This is a genomic window from Pseudomonas sp. H1_D04 (assembly GCF_054683855.1).
The window spans coordinates 5327050-5346307 of record NZ_CP162826.1 but is presented as its reverse complement, the minus strand read 5'-3'; the positions used below and the strand labels follow the sequence as shown (position 1 = coordinate 5346307).

22 protein-coding genes are annotated in these 19258 nt (G+C 57.0%); 12 read left to right on the top strand and 10 right to left on the bottom strand.

Annotated features, from left to right (window positions below; translation table 11 throughout):
- Positions 1 to 9: 9 nt before the first annotated feature.
- Positions 10 to 771: an SDR family oxidoreductase gene (locus AB4N82_RS24640; protein WP_034105487.1), complete on the bottom strand. Its 762-nt coding sequence runs from the start codon at positions 769 to 771 to the stop codon at positions 10 to 12.
- A 17-nt stretch (positions 772 to 788) separates the two neighbouring features.
- Positions 789 to 1415: a glutathione S-transferase family protein gene (locus AB4N82_RS24635; protein WP_460103396.1), complete on the bottom strand. Its 627-nt coding sequence runs from the start codon at positions 1413 to 1415 to the stop codon at positions 789 to 791.
- A 147-nt stretch (positions 1416 to 1562) separates the two neighbouring features.
- On the opposite strand from AB4N82_RS24635, the gene AB4N82_RS24630 reads away from it, so the two are divergent.
- From AB4N82_RS24630 to AB4N82_RS24610, 5 genes are all read left to right on the top strand, one after another.
- Entirely contained in the window at positions 1563 to 2066 is a 504-nt protein-coding gene (locus tag AB4N82_RS24630) for a flavin reductase family protein (protein WP_034105483.1), read from the top strand.
- A 33-nt stretch (positions 2067 to 2099) separates the two neighbouring features.
- Positions 2100 to 2747 carry a 3,4-dihydroxy-2-butanone-4-phosphate synthase gene (ribB, locus tag AB4N82_RS24625; RefSeq protein WP_052211106.1) on the top strand — a complete coding sequence of 216 codons (648 nt, stop codon included), beginning with the start codon at positions 2100 to 2102 and terminating at the stop codon, positions 2745 to 2747.
- A gap of 97 nt (positions 2748 to 2844) precedes the next feature.
- The gene (locus tag AB4N82_RS24620; RefSeq protein ID WP_034105481.1) at positions 2845 to 3261 is read left to right on the top strand and encodes a carboxymuconolactone decarboxylase family protein; all 417 of its coding nucleotides are present in this window, start codon (positions 2845 to 2847) and stop codon (positions 3259 to 3261) included.
- Positions 3262 to 3307: 46 nt separating this feature from the next.
- Positions 3308 to 4429 carry an LLM class flavin-dependent oxidoreductase gene (locus AB4N82_RS24615; protein ID WP_034105479.1) on the top strand — a complete coding sequence of 374 codons (1122 nt, stop codon included), beginning with the start codon at positions 3308 to 3310 and terminating at the stop codon, positions 4427 to 4429.
- Positions 4430 to 4570: 141 nt separating this feature from the next.
- Positions 4571 to 5098, top strand: coding sequence for a DUF1097 domain-containing protein (locus tag AB4N82_RS24610; RefSeq protein WP_252994224.1), 528 nt, complete (start codon positions 4571 to 4573; stop codon positions 5096 to 5098).
- Positions 5099 to 5112: 14 nt separating this feature from the next.
- Here the strand turns inward: AB4N82_RS24610 and AB4N82_RS24605 are convergent, their stop codons facing one another.
- The gene (locus AB4N82_RS24605) at positions 5113 to 5988 is read right to left on the bottom strand and encodes a LysR family transcriptional regulator (RefSeq protein WP_034105475.1); all 876 of its coding nucleotides are present in this window, start codon (positions 5986 to 5988) and stop codon (positions 5113 to 5115) included.
- Positions 5989 to 6051: 63 nt separating this feature from the next.
- Entirely contained in the window at positions 6052 to 7068 is a 1017-nt protein-coding gene (locus AB4N82_RS24600; RefSeq protein WP_460103389.1) for a helix-turn-helix domain-containing protein, read from the bottom strand.
- Positions 7069 to 7451: 383 nt separating this feature from the next.
- On the opposite strand from AB4N82_RS24600, the gene AB4N82_RS24595 reads away from it, so the two are divergent.
- On the top strand, positions 7452 to 8897 hold the full coding sequence (locus AB4N82_RS24595) for an APC family permease (protein ID WP_459759073.1): 1446 nt from the start codon (positions 7452 to 7454) through the stop codon (positions 8895 to 8897).
- 96 nt (positions 8898 to 8993) lie between these two features.
- Positions 8994 to 9575, top strand: a complete 582-nt coding sequence (locus AB4N82_RS24590) for a TetR/AcrR family transcriptional regulator (RefSeq protein WP_034105470.1) — start codon at positions 8994 to 8996, stop codon at positions 9573 to 9575.
- Here AB4N82_RS24590 and AB4N82_RS24585 read toward each other — a convergent pair.
- Together AB4N82_RS24585 and AB4N82_RS24580 are read right to left on the bottom strand one after the other, a co-directional pair.
- Positions 9572 to 10237, bottom strand: a complete 666-nt coding sequence (locus AB4N82_RS24585; protein ID WP_034105468.1) for an NAD-dependent epimerase/dehydratase family protein — start codon at positions 10235 to 10237, stop codon at positions 9572 to 9574. The two genes, AB4N82_RS24590 and AB4N82_RS24585, sit on opposite strands and share 4 nt — an antisense overlap.
- Positions 10234 to 10905, bottom strand: coding sequence for an NAD(P)-binding oxidoreductase (locus AB4N82_RS24580; protein WP_034105466.1), 672 nt, complete (start codon positions 10903 to 10905; stop codon positions 10234 to 10236). The genes AB4N82_RS24585 and AB4N82_RS24580 overlap by 4 nt, the downstream gene beginning before the upstream one ends.
- Positions 10906 to 11198: 293 nt before the next feature.
- Between AB4N82_RS24580 and AB4N82_RS24575 the strand changes: the two genes are divergently transcribed.
- Positions 11199 to 12401 (top strand): pyridoxal phosphate-dependent aminotransferase, encoded by a 1203-nt coding sequence (locus tag AB4N82_RS24575; RefSeq protein WP_460103385.1) that lies wholly within the window; start codon positions 11199 to 11201, stop codon positions 12399 to 12401.
- A 33-nt stretch (positions 12402 to 12434) separates the two neighbouring features.
- Here AB4N82_RS24575 and AB4N82_RS24570 read toward each other — a convergent pair whose 3' ends face one another.
- A complete protein-coding gene (locus AB4N82_RS24570) occupies positions 12435 to 13067 on the bottom strand; it encodes a TetR/AcrR family transcriptional regulator (protein ID WP_034105462.1) in 633 nt (210 codons plus the stop codon).
- A 109-nt stretch (positions 13068 to 13176) separates the two neighbouring features.
- Complete coding sequence (locus tag AB4N82_RS24565; RefSeq protein ID WP_034105460.1) at positions 13177 to 13512, bottom strand: helix-turn-helix domain-containing protein; 336 nt, start codon at positions 13510 to 13512, stop codon at positions 13177 to 13179.
- A gap of 106 nt (positions 13513 to 13618) precedes the next feature.
- On the opposite strand from AB4N82_RS24565, the gene AB4N82_RS24560 reads away from it, so the two are divergent.
- The 4 genes from AB4N82_RS24560 (at position 13619) to AB4N82_RS24545 (ending at position 17571) form a co-directional block, all read left to right on the top strand.
- Entirely contained in the window at positions 13619 to 14200 is a 582-nt protein-coding gene (locus AB4N82_RS24560) for a TetR/AcrR family transcriptional regulator (protein ID WP_034105458.1), read from the top strand.
- Between the two features lie 51 nt (positions 14201 to 14251).
- Entirely contained in the window at positions 14252 to 15355 is a 1104-nt protein-coding gene (locus tag AB4N82_RS24555; RefSeq protein ID WP_034105456.1) for an alkene reductase, read from the top strand.
- A gap of 71 nt (positions 15356 to 15426) precedes the next feature.
- Positions 15427 to 16170: an SDR family oxidoreductase gene (locus tag AB4N82_RS24550; protein WP_034105454.1), complete on the top strand. Its 744-nt coding sequence runs from the start codon at positions 15427 to 15429 to the stop codon at positions 16168 to 16170.
- 105 nt (positions 16171 to 16275) lie between these two features.
- Positions 16276 to 17571: an NAD(P)/FAD-dependent oxidoreductase gene (locus AB4N82_RS24545; RefSeq protein WP_460103379.1), complete on the top strand. Its 1296-nt coding sequence runs from the start codon at positions 16276 to 16278 to the stop codon at positions 17569 to 17571.
- Positions 17572 to 17620: 49 nt separating this feature from the next.
- On the opposite strand, the gene AB4N82_RS24540 is transcribed toward AB4N82_RS24545, so the two are convergent.
- A complete protein-coding gene (locus tag AB4N82_RS24540; RefSeq protein WP_460103376.1) occupies positions 17621 to 18655 on the bottom strand; it encodes an aldo/keto reductase in 1035 nt (344 codons plus the stop codon).
- Positions 18655 to 19242, bottom strand: coding sequence for a flavin reductase family protein (locus AB4N82_RS24535; protein ID WP_460103373.1), 588 nt, complete (start codon positions 19240 to 19242; stop codon positions 18655 to 18657). Before AB4N82_RS24535 ends, AB4N82_RS24540 begins: the two co-directional genes overlap by 1 nt.
- Positions 19243 to 19258 lie beyond the last annotated feature (16 nt).

Here is a 19258-nt window from a genome sequence, read left to right as displayed (position 1 = left end):
AGGTATAGGTCAGTCAACCAGGTGGTTGCCGATCGAAGAGCCGCCATCCACGGTCAGGATGCTGCCGGTCGCAAAACGTGAGCGGTCGGAGGCGAGAAACAGGAAGGCTTCGGCGATTTCCTGCGGTTTACCCATTCGATTCAATACGGCGCGTGCATCGAAAGCTGCACGCAGCGCCTGCGGATTATCTGACTGGGCGAAAATCCGGTCGAAGTAGGGGCTGTCGATGGTGCCCGGCGCGACGGCGTTCACGCGAATGCCATCGGCCGCATGGTCCAGTGCCATCGCACGTGTGAGCGCGGACACGCCGCCCTTGGAGGCAACATAAGCAGTACGGTTGGCAATGGCGCTGGTGGCCGTATAAGACGTGGTATTGATGATGGAACCGGACTTTTGCGCAGCCATCACGGGCACGACATGCTTGGCGCACAGAAACATGCCTTTGAGGTTGACCGACATCAGGCGGTCCCAATCCTCTTCTTCAATGGTGACCACGTTGCCGGTCATGCCGAAGCCGGCATTGTTGACCAATACATCGATACGGCTAAAACGCTCTAACACCGTTTCCACCATCGATTCTACGTCAGCATTAACCGCCACATTGCAAGCGACGGCAAAGGCACCGATCTCCTCTGCGGTAGCGCGCGCGGCTTCAATGTTCACATCGGCGACAATCACCGAGGCACCGTTTTCTGCGAACAAAGTGGCAACCGCTTTACCAATGCCGCTGGCGGCGCCCGTGACGATGCAGACCTTATTGTTTAATTCCATAGCGCTCATCTCTCTGTTCAAACCACCGGGCCGGCCCATTTCTGACGGTAGGATTCATGCTTGAGCATCCTTGCGTACCAGGCCTTGAGGTTGGGCAGCTCCGCTCGGTCGAAGTCCATGTTCAGCCACCGGTGTGCGTGCACGGCCCAGGCAATGTCGGCGATGGTCATCGTTTGCCCGCAGACGTACTCATGTGTGGCCAGGCGCTGTTCGATCCAGCCCCAGACCTTGCCGGCTTCGCCAATCGCGGTTTCCAACGCGGATGTATCGCGTTTTTCCGGGGCGGTGCGAATCAACTGGAAGAACACCACGGTCTGTGGTCGGGTGAGCTGTGTCTGTTGGCAATCGAGCCACTGGTCGACCAACGCACGTAGCTTGGGCGCCGCCGGGTAGAGGGGGCTGGTCGGTGCATAAGCGTTGCACAGGTAGCGCATCACTGCGTTGCTTTCCCAGATCGTAAAGTCACCGTCGACCAGGGTTGGAACCAGACTGGTTGGGTTCATCCCGCGGTAATCGTCCTCTTCAAGCCCGCCGAAGACGTTGCCCAAGTCGATCCTCTCGTAGTCGAGCCCCAGCGCGTCCATCAGCCAGACGACTTTCATGACGTTGCTGGATTTCATATGGCCATACAGCGTGCGTGGCATGGGTGTGTCCCTCGTTGAATTAAATTCTCGATCACTTATAAAAGTCGTCAGACAATCTGTCAATCATGCAAAATATTTTGACAGATTGTCTGACGATCTGTAGGTTTTCATTCCAACACCCCATGGGACTCCTTGGAAGAGGCAGACATGAAAGAACAACAACAAGAAAAAGAACTCGTTAACGACTTCAAACTGGCGATGCGTCGATTGACATCGACCATCTCGCTGATCACCACGCGCCACCTGGGCCAGCCGTTCGGTATGGCTGCGACGGCGGTGCAGTCGGTCACTGCCGATCCCGCCACCATCCTCGTCTGCGTCAATCGCTCGGCCTCCATCAGTACCGCGCTGGAGGTGAGCGGTCGCTTTGCGGTGAATATGCTGCACCTCTCCCACGTCGATCTGGTGCCGATTTTCAGCGGCCAGCTCAAAGGGCAGGAGCGCTTTGAGCATGGCCAGTGGGTCGAGGAGCACGGCGTGCCGGTGCTGGCCGACGCGCAGGCGGCGCTGGTGTGCGAGGTGTGTGAAGTTGCGACCATCGGCTCTCACGATGTGATTTTCGGCCGAGTGCTGTGGGTCGACACTCGGCCGGATATTTCGCCCCTTTTGTACGAAGACGGACGCTTCGCCAGATCCGCCGCGATCAAGTGATATCTCCTGAGACTTGAGACCGTAGAGGTTGTTATGGGCTTTGCAACGATTGAGAAAGCACTGGAAGTCATCGCCACCGGCGGGATGGTGATCGTGGTGGATGACGAGAACCGCGAAAACGAAGGTGATGTCGTGATGGCTGCCGAGTTCGCCACCACGCAGGCGTTGACGTTTATGGTCAGCCGATGCCGTGGGATCGTCTGTGCGCCGATGCCTGAACGCATTGCTCGGCGCCTGGAATTACCGCTGATGGTGGAGCGCAACACCGACTCCATGAAAACCGCGTTCACCGTTTCTGTCGATTTGATAGCAGGCGTCACCACCGGCGTTTCAGCGGCGGAGCGCGCGTTAACGCTTCGAGCGCTCGCTGCGGATGACACGACGGCGCAGGCACTTTCAAGGCCAGGGCATATTTTTCCGCTGATCGCCCGCAATGGTGGCGTTGAAGAGCGCGCTGGTCACACCGAGGCGGCTGTGGACCTTGCTGAGCTGGCAGGGTTGTCACCGGTAGGTGTGATCTGCGAGATCCTCAAGGACGACGGCAGCATGGCGCGTCGTGCTGATCTGGACGTTTTCGCACAACAGCATGAACTCATCATTATTTCGATTGCAGAGTTGATTGTGTGGAAAGCAGCGAATGCTGTTAGCACTAAACAAGTAAGGCCCAGTTTGGTGGCATAGCTCCAACCCAGAATTTTTAACCGTAACACTTTGGCGCGATGGCTGTGTAGGCAGTCATTCGGTCGCCAAGGTATTAACTCACCCCGAGGAAGATGAAATGAACAGCCAAGCAAAAATTACTTCGCCCGATGGCAACCAACTTTCCGAGCGTTTCCATGATGGCCTCAAGACCCGCCGTGAAGTGCTGGGTGAAGCTTATGTGGATGGTTCCATTGCAAAGGCCACGGATTTTAACTGGCCGGTGCAGGAGTTGGTGACCGAGTATTGCTGGGACGCTATTTGGAATCGTCCGGGTCTGGATCGTCGTACACGCTCGTTCCTGAACCTGGGCATGATTTCGGCACTGAACCGCCCCCATGAGTTGAAGTTGCATGTGCGCGGCGCGATCAATAATGGTTTGAGCAAAGAAGAAATTCGCGAAGTACTGCTCCAGGTGGCGATTTATTGTGGTGTTCCGGCTTCGATTGATGGCTTCCGCCTGGCGCAGGAAGTGTTTGACGATATGGGCGTCTGACCCAGCGCTCCGTAAGCATCAACAACAATAAAAAGAGGAATGTGAAATGGACATGCAAGAACGCTTTCACGAAACCGGCAATCCTATGTTCAACGACAACGCGCTGAAATTGGGTGTGTTCGGAACCAACTGCTCGAACGCCTGCGCAATCACCACGGCTGAATCCACGTTTGAGCCGACCTTCGAGCACAACGTAAAGATCGCTCAGCAGCTGGAAGCGGCGGGTTGGGAGTGCATGGTGCCTATCGCGCGTTGGCGTGGTTTCGGTGGTGAGACCAACTTCAACGGCACCAACATGGAGACGTTCACCTGGGCCGCTGCGATGGCTGCAGTTACCACCAAGCTGCAGTTTTTCTCCACCACCCACGTGCCCACTATTCACCCAATCGTCGCGGCTAAAATGGCGACCACCATCGACCATATTTCCAAGGGCCGTTTTGGCTTGAACCTGGTGACCGGCTGGTTTACCCCGGAAATGGAGATGTTTGGTCGCGAGATGATGGAGCACGACCAGCGCTACGAATACGCGGATGAATGGATGGATATCGTTGCTGCGTTGTGGGCGCGTAATGGTGTGGATTACAACGGTGACTTCCACAGGACCAAAGACGCCGTCATGGAGCCCAAACCTTACAACAAGGCGGGGCGCCCGGTGATGATCTGCGCCGGGTCGTCGGGTAAAGGTCTGGATTTCACGGCCAAGCACTGTGATTTCAACTTCGGCTTCATGCAGGACATGGAGAAAGGCGCAGCCTGGGTCAAGCACGTCAAGGACCTGGCCCGCTCCAAGTTTGGCCGCGAACTGGGGACCTTTACCTCGTGTCCGGTGATTGTGCGAGAAACGGAAAAAGAAGCGCGCGAATACTACGACTACTACGTCAAAGAAAAGGGCGACCGCGTGGCGTGCGACAACCTGGCCGATGTGCTGCAAGTTCAATCGCAGAACCACTCCGCAGAGATGTACGCGAAGTTCAAGGAACGCTTCATCGCGGGCTGGGGCGGTTATCCACTGATTGGTTCGCCTGAGCAAGTGGCACAAGGCCTGATCGACCTGAAGAAAACCGGGGTCGACGGTACGTTATTGACCATGGTTGATTACAACGAAGAACTGCCGTTTTTTAATGAGCGGGTAATGCCATTGCTGAAGCAGGCAGGCCTGCGTCGCTGAGTGTTGAGCCAACAAAGCCAGGCCTCATGATCAATGAGGCCTGGCTGACGTTCGCACGCGATAAAGATACACAAATCGATGTTTTCCAGAAGCGCCTGATGCACGACAAATAACAATAAACGCGTTGCAGGAGTGAATAGGATGTCGACAAGATTCTCATTGAATTTGAGTATGTGGATCGGTATTACCGTAGGGCTTTACGTGCTGTTGTACCTGATGAGCCCGCTCGGTTTATTGGGCGCGCTGCCGTGCACCTTTGTTGCGCTGCCCATCTACCTGAGCGGTGGCGCCAGAGCCGACAAACTCGCGGACGCCTGCCTGAGTGCGGTGGCGGGAGTGGTATGGGGGCTCGTTTTTATTTACCTGGATTCGCTGTTCGCACATGAGGGATTGCACCCGCTGGTGGCGTCTGCACTTTCGGTTGGCCTGGTCACCATAGCGCTGTGCGCGACGCACCTGCTGTTCACCCCATGGGGGCTGTTTTCAAATATTCCGATGATGTTTGGTGCCGTGGCGTGTACGTTCTTTGTCGGGCCGGACAAGTGGTTTTACATCATGGTCACGCTTTGCCTGGGCGTGCTGTTGGGGTTCATCAACCATTCGGGGCGCAAGTTCCTGGATGAGCGTGGGCGGTGGACGCTGGTCCGCGCGCGCAAGGTCAAAGACTAAGCCTCGCGACCCCTCTAGTGTTTTTTCACCGCTTGCTCGGTAATCAGTTGCGCCAGTAACTTCACTGGTTCGCTCAGGCTGCGGCGCGCGCGATGCACCAGGCCGATATCGCGATGGAACGTACGTTGTTTCAGGTCGATCGCGCGCACTTCAGCAGGCCACTCCTTGCGGGTGGCCGTTTCCGGTACCAGGGCCACACCGACGCCGTTTGCGACCAGCTTGATGATCGCATCGAGCTCATCGAGTTCGCAGACTTCATGCAATGAAAAATGGGTCTGTCGCAAGAACCGATCAACCTGGCGCCCGCCAAAAGATGAACGGTCGTAGCGGATAAAGGGCTGGGTCGAGACCAACTCGGCCCAATCGTCTCCTGGCATATCGACCGGGACAATCAGTCGATACGGTTCGCGCGCCAAGGTGGTCCAGCGCAGATCGCTTTGAAGAGAAAAGGGTGGGCGGATGATTGCGGCCATGTCGATCTCACCCGAGTCGACCTGATTCACCAACTCCATCGAAAGGCCCGGTATGACGCGTGTTCTGCAGGCCGGGGAGCGCTGGTGAAATTCAGCCAGCGCTTCCGGCAGATAAGAGCGTTGAACCGATGCAATCGCGCCGATAGTCACCGGAACGCTGGCCGGCAGGCCCACCGAGCTGGTGCCCAGATTTTTAAACTGAAGTACCAGTTCCTGGCCTTGCGCCAGTACTTGATGCCCCATCTGATTGAGTTGCGCCGAACGCCCTTTACGGTCGAACAACTCGACCCCAAGCTCGGCCTCAAGGCGTTGCATCTGCGCGCTCACCGCTGCTTGAGTCAGGCCGATTTTGCTGCCCGCGGCTGCAAACGTGCCTTCCCTCGCTACGGCGATAAGGGTTTTCAGTTCTTTGATCATGCGCAAATAATAGTTATGTTTCGCTTGGAAATATATTCATATTTTTGTCGCTGGGCTGCTCGATCAACTCAGTGTGGGCCAGGTCCCCATTCCTACACTGGGCGGGTTACGGTACGTTTCCGAAGGTAACTCTCCAAACTGGTTTTTGTAGTAATGGGAGAACATTCCAAAGTGCCAAAACCCCCAGCGCATGGCTGCTTCGGACACCGTGGGCACGCTACTTAAAATGTCTTTGCGGGCGCCGTGCAAGCGAACCTGGCGGATATAGGTGCAAGGATTGACACCCACCACCTGGATGAATGCGCTATGCAACCCACGCCTGCTCATGTGCAAGTGTTCGCACAAGGCCTCCACTGAATGGTTGGCAGCGGGCTGGCTCAAAATAAAAGCGCGTGCCCTGTCTACCATCGCTCGATGAACCCGATGATCGCGCGGTGAAGAGGATGAGGTATGGGACAAACTGCCCATCGCTTCCAGTGCCGCGACGGCGACATCCTCGCAGAGTTGCAGGCGCGTGGCCTCACTGTCGATCGAGTCCGGGCACGCCACGGCTGAACCCAGGCCTGATAGCAGCAAGGATTTGTATCGAGCGATCCCCTGTGTATCGCCTTTGAGCAGGCAGGCGCCGTTGACCAGGCGGTCGGCGCTCACCCCGTAAAGGCCCTGGGACAGCGTGTTCAGGAATGACACGTCAATGGTCGCCGCAAGGATGTCGGACTTGGTTGTCGCACAGAAACGGGCTTCTTCACCTTGGCGCATGATGAATAACGAGTCGGCCTGCATTTCCCTGTTCTGCCAGGAGCATGTTCCTTCATGCAAGGTGACACCAATCATCACGACATCGGTGTCAGCGACCGAGCGTTGATCGACGGCTTGATTGATCCATTCCCTGAACACTTGGACTCGTCCAAGAGACGCACGCGCGACGCCGCCTTCAAAGTTGCCGCAGGAGAGCTGGGTGTATTCCTGCATCCAGTCAGGAAGAATTCTCGATTGAAGGAACGGATCATTTGACCGCTCACAGGCAACTCTTGGAAGTGCGCAGGGCGGGTGTGCAGTATCTGGATTGAGTTGAATCACGACAGTCTCCGAAGTCTGCCGTTGAAGCAGCAATGTTCGTTCCAGATTGCCGCCTGTATTCAGCGCTTCAGGTAAAAGAATTGATCGCTAAATGCACTGTAACGACGCAGAGGATTTTCCTTTTGGTGCGTACGGGAGAACAGTCGTGTGTGGCGTGCATGACGCGCCGATATTGGATAGCGGCGAATTTTGCGCGGGCGCAACAATGACCACGACGCATGTTGTCGCTGGGGTGGGTCGGCGTATCAGGGATATTCCCTTTAAACCCTTGTAACTCTAGTTGCGGGTCAAACAACTGCGAACTTACTGAAAACTTCAGGGCAGGGATGTCGAAGATGGATCAGTGATCTCTTGCTGGAAAAACAATATCCATAGGGGCGAATATGCACACTGCAGAGCCAGGCATTACTGATAACAAACCGGGCTTGTCCGGATCTTTAGGTGTTACCTCGATTGTGTTGATGGTGATCGCAACGGCCGCGCCATTAACCGTGATGGTTGCCAATACGCCGCTGATTATTTCCATGGGCAATGGCGCCGCAGCGCCCTTTGACGCAATGATTGCAACAGTGATCATGTTTCTCTTCAGTGTGGGTTTCATCTACATGTCGAGGTACATCACCAACGCAGGGGCGTTCTATTCCTATATCCAGAAAGGCATGGGCCGGTCCATTGGGTTGGGATCCGCGACCCTGGCAGTGATCTCGTACTTCATGATTCTGGTGGCGTTGGAGGCTTATATCGGCTTCGCCTTGTCACAGCTGTTGCTGACCACGCTTGGTATCACCATTTCCTGGTGGCTTCTGGCATTGGTTATTACCACGTTGGTTGGGATCCTGGGCTATCAGAAGATTGAACTGAGCAGCAAGTTCCTGGGTGTGGCGTTGGTGCTGGAAATCCTCATCGTGTTGGTGGTGGATGCCGCCATTATCGGCAGCGGCAGTATTGGCCCGGATGCGCTGGAGCCGTTTTCGTCGGCCACCATTCTGTCGGGGTCGCCGGGCCTTGGGATCATGTTTGCTATCTATTGCTTCACCGGGTTTGAGTCGACGGTGGTCTATCGCGAAGAAGCGGTGAACCCGAATGTGACCATCCCTAAGGCCACTTACATTGCGGTATTTGTGATTGGCGTGTTCTACGCCGTGTCGATGTGGTGCCAGGTGAACGGGGTGGGATTATCGCAAGTGGTCCAGCAAGCGACCGATCACCCGGGTGATATGTATCTGAACATGGTGGAGCGATACACCAACAAAGCCTTTGTGGATGTAATGCAGGTTTTGCTGGTGACCAGTCTATTTGCGTGTGTGTTGTCGCTGCATAACATCGTGGTTCGCTATCAATACGTGCTGGGACGCTTTGGTGTGCTGCATTCAAAGCTGGGGAGTGTGCATCAGAAACACGGATCACCCTTTGTGTCCTCGGTATTGCAAACGACGTTGTCGCTGCTGGCGGTCGCCATTTGCGCACTGATCGGGATGGACCCGGTCACCCAGATCTATGCGTGGGGTGCGACCGCGGGAACACTGGGTTACATGGTGATCCTGTCCCTGACGTGTGTTTCGGTACTGGTGTATTTCCGCCGAAGCGACACTCCGCATCCATTTTGGAACACGGTTGTGGCGCCCACTGGCGGGTTCCTCGGATTGGTCGCGTGTTTGATCGTGGCGGTCCAGAATCTGCCGGCATTAGTTGGCGGTGAAAATGCCGGGCTGGCAGCCTCTATCATGGAAATGATCGTGATGATCTCGTTTGTCGTGGGCTGTGCCGCTGCCTTGATGATGAAGGTGATGAGCCCGGCGAGATTTGCGCTGTTGAAACAGGTGGGTTGAGTTTCCTTCCTCTTTCTTGCTGCACATGTGAACAACGGCAGGCGCTCAGCCGGGCGCCTGACGCTTGAGCGTTTTTTTGCTAGCATGCGCCGCATTATGAAGAAACCCACCCAAGATATGCGCCAGCACATCATTGATGTCGCCCGGTCGCTGATGACCCAGAAAGGTTACACCGCAGTCGGCCTTACCGAGCTGCTCGCGGCCGCGGGTGTACCGAAAGGGTCGTTCTACCACTACTTCCGCTCCAAGGATGAGTTTGGCCAGGCGCTGCTCGAAGAGTACTTTGAAGAGTACCTCACCCGGGTCGATGTGCAATTGGCCTGCGAGGGCTCCGGCGCTGAACGTCTGCTGAGCTATCTACGCTATTGGGCCGAGACACAGGCGTTTGATCACACCGATCAAAAATGCCTGGTGGTCAAATTGGGTGCGGAAGTGTGTGATCTGTCCGAAAACATGCGCGGAGTGCTTGAGAAGGGGACTGCCCTGATCATCGAGCGGATGATTCGTTGTGTTGAGCAGGGTAAGGCGGATGGCTCCATCGCCGCGTCCGTTGACGCTCCGATGCTGGCTGAAGCGCTCTACCAGATGTGGTTGGGCGCCTCGTTGCTGGTCAAGGTCAACAGAACACGCGAGCCTTTTGACGCTGCGCTTGATATGAGCCGGCGCTTGTTGGCTTAGGCTTGATCGGCGGGCTTGGTCATGCTGCTTGATGGCACCACATGAATGCCAGGTACCGGACTGATCGCGGCTTCCAGCAACGCCCATGCGATTAGCATCGGTGGGTTGAGACGCCAGCTGTCAGGTAACAGCGGCGACGCAAGCTTGAGCATCAAGATCAGCGCACGCTCGGCAGGGCGCACCTCTTCACGCTTGCCCCCGATGACACCCGGCCGCACATATGTAAGCGATTCAAACCCCAACTTCGCCAGATCCTGTTCCAGGCGGCCTTTGACCTGGTTATAGAAAAACGCAGACCCCGCATCGGCGCCGATAGCCGAATTGAGCACATAGGTCGACGTTCCGTGAGCGCGCGCGAGCTTGGCCACTGCCAATGGATAGGTGTGGTCGACTCGCTCGAAGGCTGCTTTCGAGCCGGCTGTTTTGAGCGTGGTACCCAGCGTGCAGATCACAGCATCTGCTTGCCAGAGATCAGCCTGTTCGTCCAAGTGATCAAAATCGATGGGTGTGGCAATGAGTTTAGGGTGCGCCGCCAAAGCCTTGCGTGTTGGCGCGTAGACTTTGCCGATCCGTGGATCCGCCAGCGCCAGATCCAATACATGGCTGCCAACCAGCCCGCTTGCGCCGACCAGCAGCAGCTTGAATATTTTTGGCTCGTTCATGCCTGAGGGCAATCCCGCGAAAAGTTATGGATGGCCTCGTTGACCGGCGTGGTGCCTTGGGTCAGTTCGATAATGACGCGACTCACGTCAGGCTGTTCGATGATCTGCAATAAGGCTGCGGCGACATCGTCGCGCGGCACGTCACCATAGGGGATAGCCGGGCCCGCGTGGACCTTGCCAGTGCCGGGTGAGTCCAGCAAGGTACCGGGGCGCAGAATGACCCAGTCTAGATCGCTCGCGGCCAAGTGCACGTCGGCGCGTTTTTTCACGGCCATGTAGTTTTCGAAGGTCTCGGAAACGGATTTTCCACGCGACGCTTCTGGAAACGCCGAGACTAGAATGAATCGTTGAATGCCTGCTAACCGAGCCGCGGCTACAGACAGCTCCAGGCCTTTACCGTCAATGGCGTCCGTCATCTGTGCGCCACCTTTGCCGCCGGCACCGGCCGCGAATACCACGGTATCACTGCCTGCCATCAGCTTGGCCAGTGCCTCTGTGTCAAGCTCAAGCAAGTTACCGGCAACTGGGTTGGCGCCGAGCGATTTAAGGCCCTCGGCTTGTTCCGCATGACGGTATAACGAATGTGGTTGATGGCCTCGTTCGGCCAGCTGTTGAGCAAGGCTTCGGGCCACTTTACCCGAACCACCGATGATAAAAACTGAGTGCATAGCTCCTCCAGATCAGGCGATGTTTCAAAAATGGCCCGCTCAAGCGAACCTGCAAACGCCCTTGGCGAGTGCACGGCGAGGGTTATTCTATATTGATCACTACAGAATTTGTCAAGCGACTGGGGGATTTATCCCCGGCCACGTGTGTGCTTTTCAATCGGCGGAATGGACCAAAAATCGGGTGGGAATAAACAAATAAAATTGATTTTTTGCATCCATATATATTGTTTTAATTGTCTGCCGGAGGCCGTTAGCATTGAGGCACTATCAACAAAAGCTGAAAGAGTAGCCCCGTGCAATTGCTCGGAAATCTGCTTAAAGCGGTTAAACCCTCGCCAACTTTGGCAATCACACGTAAGGCCGCGGAGCTGCGCCGCAATGGGGTAGATATCATCAGTTTGTCGACCGGTGAGCCGGACTTTCCCACCCCTGATCACATCAATGCAGCTGCCAAAGCGGCGATTGATGCAGGCCAGACCCGCTATACCGATGTAGATGGAACTCCGGAGCTCAAAGCGGCGATCGTTCGCAAGTTTCAGCGTGAAAACGGCATCACCTACACGACCGACGAAATCAGCGTCGGCACCGGCGGCAAGCAAGTACTGATCAATGCGCTGCAGGCCACCCTTAACCCTGGGGATGAAGTCATCATTCCCGCGCCTTACTGGGTGTCTTATCCGGACATGGTGCGCCTGGCAGGGGGCACCCCCGTTGAGGTCCCTTGTGCGGCCCATCAGCACTTCAAGATCACTGCCGAGCAACTCAAGCAGGCAATCACTCCGCGTACCAAGTGGCTGATTTTGAATTCGCCAAGCAACCCGACGGGTACGGGTTATAGCGCGACTGAGCTTGATCGATTGGGCGCCGTATTGTTGGAGCATCCGCAGGTTTACGTTCTGACGGACGACATGTACGAGCACCTGAGTTACGACGGTTGGGTGTTTTCCACGCTGGCTTCGCAGGTGCCGGCGTTACATGGTCGCGTGCTGACCGTGAATGGTGTTTCAAAGGCGTATTCAATGACGGGCTGGCGCATTGGTTATGCGGGCGGTCCTAAAGCGCTGATTGCTGCCATGGCCACCATTCAATCTCAGACCACCAGCAACCCCTGCGCGATATCCCAGGCCGCTGCGGTGGCTGCGCTGGATGGGCCTATAGATTTTCTGGCTGAGCGCAATGAAGTGTTTCGTCAGCGCAGAGACCTTTGCTTGGAGGCTTTCAACAACACACCCGGTCTGGAGTGTCGCCGTCCGGAGGGCGCGTTCTATCTCTTCCCTGCCTGCTCGGCGCTGTTCGGCCGCAAAACCCCTTCGGGCGTAGTGCTGACCAATGACGTGGAGGTTTGCCAATACCTGCTCGAGGCCGCGCAGGTGGCGGTAGTGCCGGGGAGTGCGTTTGGATTGGAAGGTTATTTCCGCATCTCCTTTGCAACCTCTACAGCGCTGCTGGAGCAGGCGTGCGCGCGCATTAAGGCTGCATGTGAACAGCTTGCCTGAACACAAAGCCGGGTATGGCGGCTTCGATTTCCGTCAAGCTGAGAGGGAAGGGCTCAGCATCGCGATGGCGGTTGCGCCGATGCCTTGCAGATCTTCGCGGCTGGCAGCGTCATGTGCTTGCAGGGACATGCCTTCAAGCAATGTATTCAGGGCGGCGGCGAGCAGGCGGGTGTTGGTGTCCGGTTTGAGCTGACCTTGTTCCACCGCGCGATCCAGGCGCTGCTGTAAATAGTCACGGCCTTCCTGGCGTAAAGCCTTGAGCGTGGCGGTGACTTCACCGGCATCGTCGGAGACATTGACGGCCGCGAGCACGACCATGCAGCCGCAGGGGGCCTCGGGTTCGGTCAGGATCGACGCAGAGGTGTGGAAGAAGTCGCTGATGGCGCGCACGATGTCTGGCTCGGTGTCCATGCGCTCCCACGTGGCATCCCAGAAGGTCGCTTCGTAGTAGGCAACCGCTTCCAGAAACAACTTGGCTTTGTTGCCAAACGCCGCATACAGGCTGGGAGGGCTGATGTTCATGGCTGAACATAATTCCGCCACAGAGGCCGGCTCGTAGCCACGCTTCCAAAACACTGCCAGCGCATGCAGGAGAGCCTGGTCGCGGTCGAACGCGCGCGGGCGGCCTTTTGCGCGTGGAACAGGGATTGGGGTGGAGTTGGTCATTGAGTGCAGCACCTTGGGGGCGTATCGCCAGACGAGCATGCCTGGAATAAAGTTCTGCCCAATGATACACAAAATGAAATTTTCGGTTGCGTAGCGTCATTCTGAGCTTTCAGGTCGACCGTGACGCGTGTCCAAAGGGCGGTACGGTGTGTCGCTCTAGCACCTGGCCAATACCGCTCAATAGCGGTATCACATGCTTAGCAATATCATCTGCGACTGCGGTGGGCACCATCTCTGCGTTTCGGCGAAAAAACAGTGGGTCCTGAAAAATCAGCCTGAGTTTGGACAGGCTGTTGCTGACCGCGGGCTGCCCAATATTCAAGCGCTCGGACGCCCTGGTGACGCTTTTTTCCTGATAAAGCGCAGCGAAGATCACCAGGCAATTGAGGTTGAATTGCGCAAGGCACTCGGTATTGAACGTTGACGTGGGGGGAGGGGTGTTCATGAGCTTGACCCTGTCATTTGTCTTCGTCCGCCGTTGGTCGTAGAACGTGAGGCCATTCTAAAATTTACTAGACGACCGGTCTAGTTTTAATTAGAGTGGCTGCATTATGAAAAAGCATCATTCTGAAACACGCCAACACATCCTGGATGTCGCTAGGACGTTGATGACTCACAAAGGCTACACCAGCGTAGGATTAGCTGAGGTGGTAGCGGCTGCGAGCGTGCCTAAAGGTTCGTTCTACCACTACTTCAAATCCAAGGAAGAGTTTGGTCAGGCATTGCTTGAACAGTATTTTTCCGACTACCTCGCAACGGTCGACACGTTGCTTATGGGTTCTGCACCTGCTGCGCAAAGGTTGCTGAGTTACTTCCAGTATTGGGCGCAAACCCAGTGCTCTGATTTGCCCACCGACAAGTGCTTGGTGGTCAAATTAGGCGCCGAGGTCTGTGACCTCTCGGAAGGCATGCGCCTGGTGCTCGACCGCGGTACGCAGAGCATTCACGCAAAGCTCGAGCGCTGTATTGAGCAGGGGCTTGTCGATGGTTCGATCACGTCCACGGCACCCAGCGCGACACTCGCGCAGTCGCTCTATCAGGTTTGGCTCGGCGCTTCGTTGATGATGAAGATCGGCAAGCGCGATGACGCCTTTGAAACGTCTCTGACTCTGGCAAAGCGACTTTTGGCGTAATTATTTTTTATCAACTTACTAGACGACCGGTCTATTTAATTGAGGTCTATCATGACAGATAACACCACCCGTACTGACTTATTCACCCCCATCAACCTGGGCGCGATGCAACTCGCCAACCGTATTCTGATGGCGCCGGTAACCCGTAGCCGTTACGCCGAAGATGGCATCCCCAACGAGCTGCACGCCGAGTATTACGCTCAACGCGCCACGGCCGGCTTGATCGTCGCTGAAGCCACCAACATTTCCGCCCAAGGTCGCGGTTACGCGGCCACCCCCGGCATCTGGAGCGAGGAGCAGGTTGCGGGCTGGAAGAAAGTCACGGACGCCGTGCATGCCGCCGGTGGCAAGATCGTCAGCCAGCTGTGGCATGTGGGGCGGTTCTCCAGTGTCGAGTTGCAACCCGACGGTGCCTCACCGGTCGCGCCTTCCGCGATCAAGGCCGAAGGCGACACCTATACCACCAACGGCTTCGTCCCGGTGTCGATGCCACGGGCGCTCGAAACCGATGAGATCCCGGGGATCATCGAGCAGTACAAACGTGCTGCCGAGAATGCCAAGCGTGCTGGTTTTGACGGGGTAGAGGTTCACTCGGCCAACAGCTACCTGCTGGACCAGTTCCTGCGGGACTCGACCAACCATCGCACCGACCAGTACGGAGGTTCCATCGAGAACCGTGCACGGCTGACCCTGGAAGTGACCGAAGCAATCGTCAAGATCTGGGGCAACGACCGGGTTGGCATCCGCCTGTCGCCGGTTACGCCCGACGCCGGCAACACGCCGCCCGACAGCAACGTAATGGCGATGTACGGCTACCTGATCCAGCAGTTGAACGCCTTCGACCTGGCTTACCTGCACTTCGTAGAAGGCGCTACCGCCACCTCGCGAGAAGTGCCGGAAGGCGTCGACATGGACACATTGAGCGCGCAGTTCAACGGTCCCTTCATCGGCAACAACAACTACGACCTGGACATGGCTATCGAGCGCCGTGCCCAAGGCAAGATCGACGCCGTAGCGTTTGGTCGTCTGTTTATCTCCAACCCGGACCTGGTCGAGCGCCTTCGTCGTGGGGCCGAACTGACCATCGCACCGCGCGAGTCGTATTACGGCGGCGGCGCCAAGGGCTACACCGATTGGCCGGTCGGCAACTACTGATCCCCGTATATCCGCGATAACCCCAAAAAACTGCCCGCACTGACGGGCAGTCACTAACGAGAGGAACGCCCATGAACTATCTGCAGAATAAAACCGCGATCATCACTGGCGCATCGTCCGGCCTGGGTGCTGCATCGGCACGTGCCTTGTCCGAGAAAGGCGTTCGAATTGTCGCCGCAGCCCTGGACCAGCAAGGCCTGGACGCCATCGTCAGCGAGTTGAAAGGCAAAGGCGGTGAAGCGGTAGGTCGCGTCAGCGACGTGACCAATCCTGAGGATATGAAAGCGCTCGCGCAATTCGCCCAGGACTCTTTCGGTTCGGTGGATATCCTGATCAACAACGCAGGCTTGATGCTGTTTTCCAACTGGGTCGACCTGGCCACCGATGATTGGGAAAAGATGATCAACGTGAACATCAAAGGCTACCTGCATGGTATCGCCGCGGTGTTGCCGTTCATGCTGAAACAGAAGTCGGGCCAGATCCTGAATATGGATTCAGTCGCCGGTCACCAGGTTGGGCCTGCCGCGGGTATCTACAGCTCCACCAAATTCTTCGTGCAGGCCATGACTGAGTCGATGCGCAAAGAGCTGGGCGTGCAGCACGGCATCCGTGTCAACACGGTCAGCCCGGGCGTGATCAACACCGGTTGGGCTGATAAAGTCACCGACCCGGCTGGCCGTAAAGCGGCTCAAGAGCTGAATAAAATCGCGATCTCGCCGGACGATATTGGTCGCGCGGTGGTGTATGCACTGAATCAGCCTGAAAACGTCACCGTCAACGACCTGATCATTTCGCCGACCCGCCAGGATTGGTAAGTCATAAGCGTTGAAATCCTCCAGCCCAGGCACCGGCGCAACGTCGTGTGCCTGGGCGCTACAGGCTCCGTCCTGTCTCTCCTGTAAAAGCAATGAGACCCTTGAATGACACACCGTATTTTGATTGTCGGCGGTGGTGCTGGCGGTCTGGAACTTGCGACGCGTTTGGGCAAGACCCTTGGCAAGCGCGGCACCGCTCATATCACCCTCGTTGACGCCAACCTCACGCATATCTGGAAGCCACTGTTGCATGAAGTCGCGGCCGGCTCACTGAATGCCCACGATGACGAATTGAACTACGTGGCCCAGGCCAAGTGGAACCACTTTCACTTCCAGCTCGGCCGCATGAGCGGCCTGGACCGCGTCGCCAGGTCCATTCGGCTTGCACCTACCCTGGATGGCGCCGGCCGGCAGTTGGTGCCTGAACGTGTTTTGAACTATGACAGCCTGGTCATCGCCGTCGGCAGCACCACCAATGATTTCGGCACTCCAGGAGCCGCACAGCACTGTCTGTTCCTCGAGACCCGCCAGCAAGCTGAACGCTTCCATCAGCAGTTGCTCAACCACTACCTGCGTGCACAGGCGCTCGGCGTTGCGGGTGAGAAAATCCGTGTGGCGATCGTCGGTGCCGGCGCAACGGGCGTGGAGCTGGCTGCCGAGTTGCACAACGCTGCCCATGAGCTGGCCGCCTACGGGCTGGATCGCATTCAGCCGCATGACATGCACATCACCTTGATAGAAGCAGGCGCCCGTGTGCTGCCAGCGCTGCCCAAGCGCATCAGTGATCCCGTGCACCGCACGCTGAAAAAACTGGGGGTGACGGTGATGACAAACGCCGCCGTCAGTGAGGTTACCGCCGAGCACCTTAAAACCCGCAACGGAGAGTTGATCGAGGCCAGCCTCAAGGTTTGGGCAGCCGGTATTCGTGCCCCGTCCTTCCTCAAGGATATTGATGGCCTGGAGACTAACCCCATCAACCAGCTGAAGGTGCGACCCACGTTGCAAACCACGCTGGACGACAATGTTTTTGCGTTCGGTGACTGTGTCGCGTGTCCTCAGCCGGGGAGTGAGCAGAATGTGCCGCCGCGTGCTCAGGCCGCCCACCAGCAAGCGTCAATGCTGGTCAAGAGCCTGCAGGCCAGGCTTGAAGGTAAAGCCCTGCCGACTTATGTCTACAAGGACTATGGCTCGCTGGTTTCGCTGTCACGCTTTTCGGCGGTGGGTAACCTGATGGGTAAACTGACGGGCAGTGTGACGCTGGAAGGATGGTTGGCGCGAGTGTTCTATGCATCGCTGTACCGCATGCACCAGGTCGCGCTCTATGGACCGGTGCGTACAGCATTGCTGATGTTGGGTAACCGCCTGGGACGAGGCACCGAGCCTCGGTTGAAACTGCACTAGATCATTGACTGGGAGTGCGCAGCGCCTGGTGGGCTGCGCTCTTGGCGCGTCAGCGCGGGGTTTCGCCAGGCACCGGTGCGTGTTCGGGAATAAGTTTCTGCTGCTTGAGTTGCGCCCAAAATGCGCCGGGAATCCGTGTCGAAAACGCTGCGACGTTCTGCTGAACCTCCGCCACCGACTGAGCGCCGAACACCAGCGCCCGTACAGCTGGGTGGCTGGCGCAAAACTGCAACGCTGCAGCCGACATTGCCACACCATGGACGGCGCAGATCGACTGTATGACAGCCACGCGCTCTGCGATGTCGTCCGGCACGGCGCGATAATCAAACATTGCGTCGGGGCGTGCACCCATCGCCAGCACGCCTGAATTGAAGGCGCCCGCAGCGATGATCGATACGTCGCGACGTTGCAATTCAACAAAATGCCCGTTGAGTGGCGCATGGTTGAGCAGCGTATAACGGCCGGCAATCATTGCGCAGTCGATGGCAAACTCCCGCGCAACCTCCACGACCACTTCGGTTTCATTGACACCCAAACCGACGGCAGACACCACCCCTGTGCTGCGTAGTTCGTCGAGCGCCTTGAATCCACCTTCACGGATCTGTTTCCAGTAAACCTCAGCCCGTCGACCATGCCAGGCACGTCCCAGATCGTGCACCAGGAGTACGTCGATACGATCCAGGCCGGAGCGCTCAAGGCTGTGGTCCACCGAGCGCATGAATCCGTCATAGGTATAGTCGTACTGATAGTGAGGGTTGTGCAGGAACCACCTTGAGTCCGCCGGGCGGTGGGCAGCCAGGATGTCGCCAGTGTCGAGTACGCGGCCTACCTTGGTACTGACGACCACATCGTTGCGTATATTCAGTTCGCGTAACGCACGACCCAAGGTGTATTCCGCGCGGCCAGTGCCATACATCGGTGCCGTGTCGAAATAGCGGATACCCGCTTCATAAGCTGACCGCACGATGGCCAGCGCCTGGTCGTAATCGATGTGGGCGTTATAGCCGATCTGCACCGTGCCCAAGCCGACGGCACTGAGTGCCACGCTGGATTGACCGAGCGGGCGTTTCTCGATGGGGTTCATTACGTGTCCTCCTTTGTCGCGACGTCCAACGCTTCTCCGATCGCATAAAAGTGGCCACCTGCGATGTAGTGCAGGCTACGAAAGTCCGGGTGCGCACGCTCAAAGTGCCAATGGCCGTCGCTGAATACCCGTGTGTCGGCCCAGGCAGCGACGACTTCACCGATAAACAGGTCGTACGTCGATTGGTTGTGCGGTTCGGGCAGCAGCTTGCACACCAGCCAAGCCGAGCAGCCCGCCACGAATGGCACGTCATGGCCGCTGATACTGAACAACTCGACGCCGCTATGAGCCAGCTTCTCTGGGTCTTCCTGCAGGCTGACGCTGCCGACATCGCGGGTCAATTGCAGCTGTGCCACGGTGGGCACCTGAATCACAAACAGGCCGCTACGCTCTACCAGTTCGCGGGTTTTGGCGATCTTGTCCAGCACCACAGTGACTTTTGGCGGTGAAAAATCCAATGCACAGGCCCATGCCGCAGCCATCACATTGCGAGTCTCCCCGTGTTCAGCAGAGACCAGCACGGTGGGGCCGTGGTTGATCAGCCGATAGGCTTTTTCAAGCGGCACTTGCTCAATGTGGTCGTGCATCGTAACTCCAGAAAAA

Coding starts and splice junctions, on each gene's coding strand:
- AB4N82_RS24550 (WP_034105454.1), top strand. CDS start 15,427: ATGAACTATCTGCAGAATAAAACCGCGATCATCACTGGCGCATCGTCC.
- AB4N82_RS24535 (WP_460103373.1), bottom strand. CDS start 19,242: ATGCACGACCACATTGAGCAAGTGCCGCTTGAAAAAGCCTATCGGCTG.
- AB4N82_RS24595 (WP_459759073.1), top strand. CDS start 7,452: ATGCACACTGCAGAGCCAGGCATTACTGATAACAAACCGGGCTTGTCC.
- AB4N82_RS24555 (WP_034105456.1), top strand. CDS start 14,252: ATGACAGATAACACCACCCGTACTGACTTATTCACCCCCATCAACCTG.
- AB4N82_RS24615 (WP_034105479.1), top strand. CDS start 3,308: ATGGACATGCAAGAACGCTTTCACGAAACCGGCAATCCTATGTTCAAC.
- AB4N82_RS24640 (WP_034105487.1), bottom strand. CDS start 771: ATGGAATTAAACAATAAGGTCTGCATCGTCACGGGCGCCGCCAGCGGC.
- AB4N82_RS24540 (WP_460103376.1), bottom strand. CDS start 18,655: ATGAACCCCATCGAGAAACGCCCGCTCGGTCAATCCAGCGTGGCACTC.
- AB4N82_RS24630 (WP_034105483.1), top strand. CDS start 1,563: ATGAAAGAACAACAACAAGAAAAAGAACTCGTTAACGACTTCAAACTG.
- AB4N82_RS24570 (WP_034105462.1), bottom strand. CDS start 13,067: ATGACCAACTCCACCCCAATCCCTGTTCCACGCGCAAAAGGCCGCCCG.
- AB4N82_RS24560 (WP_034105458.1), top strand. CDS start 13,619: ATGAAAAAGCATCATTCTGAAACACGCCAACACATCCTGGATGTCGCT.
- ribB (WP_052211106.1), top strand. CDS start 2,100: ATGGGCTTTGCAACGATTGAGAAAGCACTGGAAGTCATCGCCACCGGC.
- AB4N82_RS24620 (WP_034105481.1), top strand. CDS start 2,845: ATGAACAGCCAAGCAAAAATTACTTCGCCCGATGGCAACCAACTTTCC.
- AB4N82_RS24585 (WP_034105468.1), bottom strand. CDS start 10,237: ATGAACGAGCCAAAAATATTCAAGCTGCTGCTGGTCGGCGCAAGCGGG.
- AB4N82_RS24545 (WP_460103379.1), top strand. CDS start 16,276: ATGACACACCGTATTTTGATTGTCGGCGGTGGTGCTGGCGGTCTGGAA.
- AB4N82_RS24605 (WP_034105475.1), bottom strand. CDS start 5,988: ATGATCAAAGAACTGAAAACCCTTATCGCCGTAGCGAGGGAAGGCACG.
- AB4N82_RS24580 (WP_034105466.1), bottom strand. CDS start 10,905: ATGCACTCAGTTTTTATCATCGGTGGTTCGGGTAAAGTGGCCCGAAGC.
- AB4N82_RS24590 (WP_034105470.1), top strand. CDS start 8,994: ATGAAGAAACCCACCCAAGATATGCGCCAGCACATCATTGATGTCGCC.
- AB4N82_RS24610 (WP_252994224.1), top strand. CDS start 4,571: ATGTCGACAAGATTCTCATTGAATTTGAGTATGTGGATCGGTATTACC.
- AB4N82_RS24565 (WP_034105460.1), bottom strand. CDS start 13,512: ATGAACACCCCTCCCCCCACGTCAACGTTCAATACCGAGTGCCTTGCG.
- AB4N82_RS24635 (WP_460103396.1), bottom strand. CDS start 1,415: ATGCCACGCACGCTGTATGGCCATATGAAATCCAGCAACGTCATGAAA.